This window comes from Variovorax sp. 01T439_2, from assembly GCF_056398445.1.
In genome coordinates, this window is the sequence record NZ_JBFTPJ010000694.1 from 1 (window position 1) to 3,167 (window position 3,167).

4 protein-coding genes are annotated in these 3,167 nt (G+C 68.8%); 3 read left to right on the forward strand and 1 reads right to left on the reverse strand.

Annotated features, from left to right (window positions below; genetic code table 11):
• The 3 genes from AC1DOC_RS26065 to AC1DOC_RS26075 form a co-directional block, all read left to right on the forward strand.
• A partial coding sequence (locus tag AC1DOC_RS26065; protein ID WP_478130781.1) for a Rieske 2Fe-2S domain-containing protein occupies window positions 1-1,025 on the forward strand: 1,025 nt, incomplete at its 5' end.
• Complete coding sequence (locus AC1DOC_RS26070; RefSeq protein ID WP_478130782.1) at window positions 1,022-1,987, forward strand: PDR/VanB family oxidoreductase; 966 nt, start codon at window positions 1,022-1,024, stop codon at window positions 1,985-1,987. The genes AC1DOC_RS26065 and AC1DOC_RS26070, both read left to right, overlap by 4 nt.
• 79 nt (window positions 1,988-2,066) lie before the next feature.
• Window positions 2,067-2,534 carry a MarR family winged helix-turn-helix transcriptional regulator gene (locus AC1DOC_RS26075; protein ID WP_478081068.1) on the forward strand — a complete coding sequence of 156 codons (468 nt, stop codon included), beginning with the start codon at window positions 2,067-2,069 and terminating at the stop codon, window positions 2,532-2,534.
• A 21-nt stretch (window positions 2,535-2,555) separates the two neighbouring features.
• Here AC1DOC_RS26075 and AC1DOC_RS26080 read toward each other — a convergent pair.
• The coding region (locus AC1DOC_RS26080) for a TSUP family transporter (protein WP_478130783.1) at window positions 2,556-3,167 on the reverse strand (612 nt) is incomplete at its 5' end.

Sequence of the window (3,167 nt, forward strand, 5' to 3'; positions counted from 1 at the left end):
CAGGCAACGAGATCGACGACAAGCCCCTGGGCCGCAAGATCTGTGGCGAGAACCTGGTGCTCTACCGCGCTGCGGAAGGCAAGGCCACGGCGCTGGAAGACTTCTGCCCGCACCGCGGCGCGCCGCTGTCGCTGGGCCGCGTGGTCGAGGGCAAGCTGGTGTGCGGCTACCACGGACTGGAGATGGGCTGCGACGGCAAGACCGTCGCCATGCCCGGACAGCGCGTGCGCGGCTTTCCGCCGATCCGCTCCTTCCCGGTGATCGAGCGCTACGGCTTCGTCTGGATCTGGCCCGGCGACCCCGCGCTGGCCGACCCGGCCAAGCTGCACCACCTCGAATGGGCCGAAAGCCCCGACTGGGCCTACGGGGGCGGCCTGTTCCACATCCAGTGCGACTACCGCCTGATGATCGACAACCTGATGGACCTGACGCACGAGACCTACGTGCACTCGACCAGCATCGGCCAGAAGGAAATCGACGAGACGCCCACCACCACCAAGACCGAGGGCGACCAGGTCACCACCAGCCGCTTCATGGAGAACATCTCGGCGCCGCCCTTCTGGCGCATGGCGCTGCGCGGCAACCACCTGGCCGACGACGTGCCGGTCGACCGCTGGCAGATCTGCCGCTTCACGCCGCCGAGCCACGTGCTGATCGAAGTGGGCGTCGCCCACGCCGGCAAGGGCGGCTACGACGCCGATCCGGCGCACAAGGTGTCGAGCATCGTGGTGGACTTCATCACGCCCGAGACCGAGACCTCGCACTGGTACTTCTGGGGCATGGCGCGCAACTTCCAGCCGCACGACAAGGCGCTGACCGCATCGATCCGCGAAGGCCAGGGCAAGATCTTCAGCGAAGACCTGGAGATGCTCGAATCCCAGCAGCGCAACCTGCTTGCGCACCCCACCCGCTCGCTGCTGAAGCTCAACATCGACTCGGGCGGCGTGCAGTCGCGCCGCGTGCTGGAGCGCCTGATCGCGCAGGAAGGCGAGGCCGCCCCAGCGACTCCGGCAGGTGCAGCATGAACGCCTCCGAACTGAACGTGCGCGTCGCCCGCAAGCATGCGGAGGCGCTGGACATCTGCACCTTCGAGCTGGTGCACGCCGAGGGCCAGGCCTTGCCAGCGTTCTCGGCCGGCTCGCACATCGACGTGCACCTGCCGAACGGCCTCACGCGCCAGTACTCGCTGTGCAACGATCCGCAGGAGAGCCACCGCTACCTGATCGGCGTGCTGYGCGATCCCTCATCGCGCGGCGGCTCGCAGGCGATGCACGAGCTGGTGCAGGAAGGCAGCCTGCTGCGCATCAGCGCACCGAAGAACCACTTTCCGCTGGCCCACGCGGCCAGCCGCAGCGTGCTGATCGCAGGCGGCATCGGCGTGACGCCGATCCTGTGCATGGCCGAGCGGCTGGCACTGAGCGCGGCGCCGTTCGAGATGCACTACTGCACGCGCTCGCGCGAGCGCACCGCCTTTGCCGGACGCATCGCGCAGTCCGCGTTCGCATCGCAGGTGCAGTTCCACTTCGACGACGGGGACACGGCGCAGAAGCTGTCGCTGCCGGCGGCAATCGGCACGCCGCAGCCTGGCGTGCACCTGTATGTCTGCGGCCCGAAGGGCTTCATGGACTGGGTGCTGGATGGCGCGCGCACCGCCGGCTGGCCGGCCGACCAGCTSCACTACGARTTCTTCTCGGCCGAGATCGCCGCGTCGGACGCCGATGCGGAATTCCAGGTCAAGCTCGCAAGCTCTGGGCGCATCGTCACGGTGCCCAAGGATTGCACGGTGGTGCAGGCGCTTGCCGCGGCGGGCGTCGAGGTCGCGACCTCCTGCGAACAGGGCGTGTGCGGCACCTGCCTCACGCGCGTGCTCGAAGGCGAGCCGGACCACAAGGACATGTACCTGTCGCCCGAAGAACAGGCGGCCAACGACCAGTTCACTCCCTGCTGCTCGCGCTCGCGCTCGCCGATGCTGGTGCTCGACCTGTAGGCGCGGGCGCGTCGCAGCGGCGCCATAGAATTGCAGGCTCCGTCCTTACCGCCGGGACCCGATTCAGGTTTCGACATCCATGCCCAGCCCCACTTCCGACGCCGCCGAGATCGACATCAATGACCAGCCCGGACACCTGATCCGCCGGGCTCACCAGATCGCGGTGTCGGTGTTCCACGATAAGCTGGGGCGCGACATCACACCGGTCCAGTACGCCATTCTGCGCACCCTGCAGAAGAAGCCGGGCATCGACCAGGTCACGCTGGCCCAGCAGGTGGCGCTCGACACCTCCACCGCCGCCGACATTGCCGCGCGGCTGGAGACCAAGGGATGGATCACGCGCCAGGTGCTCGCGCGCGGCCAGCGCGAACTGCGCCTCACGGCCGAGGGCACCGAGCTGCTCGCGCAGACCGTGCCGGCCATGGCCGAGATGCAGGATGCGCTCTTCAGCACCATGAGCGAGCAGGAGCGCCGCGATTTCATGAAGCTGCTCGCCAAGTTCGTCACGGCCAACAACGACAGAAGCCGCGCGCCGATGCGCGCGTGAGGCAAGGAGCGGGCGGGCCCGCTAGGCCTGCGCAATCGCCAGCCACGCGCTCGCGACCAGCGTCGAACCCGCCGCGGCCAGCAGGCCGCCCACCAGCCATTGGAGGGTGCGCGGCTGCAGCTTGTTCGGCAGCCGGTGGTGCAACCGCGTCACGCCGTAGACCACCGGCATCGCGCAGGCGGCCAACAGCGCCGCACGCCACGAGAAGTGCCCCGTGGGCAGCACGATCACCAGCCGCACCAGCGAATTGAACGCGAACATCAGCAGCAGCGCGCGGCGCACCAGTTCGCGCTCCAGCGGCTGGCGGTACATGTGAAAGACGATAGGCGGCCCCGAGCTCGAGAACAGCCCGCCCAGCACGCCCGACAACCCACCGATGACGGCAAAGCTCGTGCGGCCCGACACCGCAGGCTGCGGCCGGCCCTGCAGCACCAGCAGCAGCGCGCAGCCCAGGATCGACACGCCCAGCAGGCCGCGCAGCCAGTTCACCGCGCCGCCGCTGAGCCAGGTGAGCAGCATGAGCCCCGCGATCACGCCCACGGTGCTGCCGTTGAGCGCCGGCTTCATCAGCCGCCACGGCACCACGCCGGGCCGCGCGCGGAAATAGGTCCATGCATTGATCAGGCTCAGCAC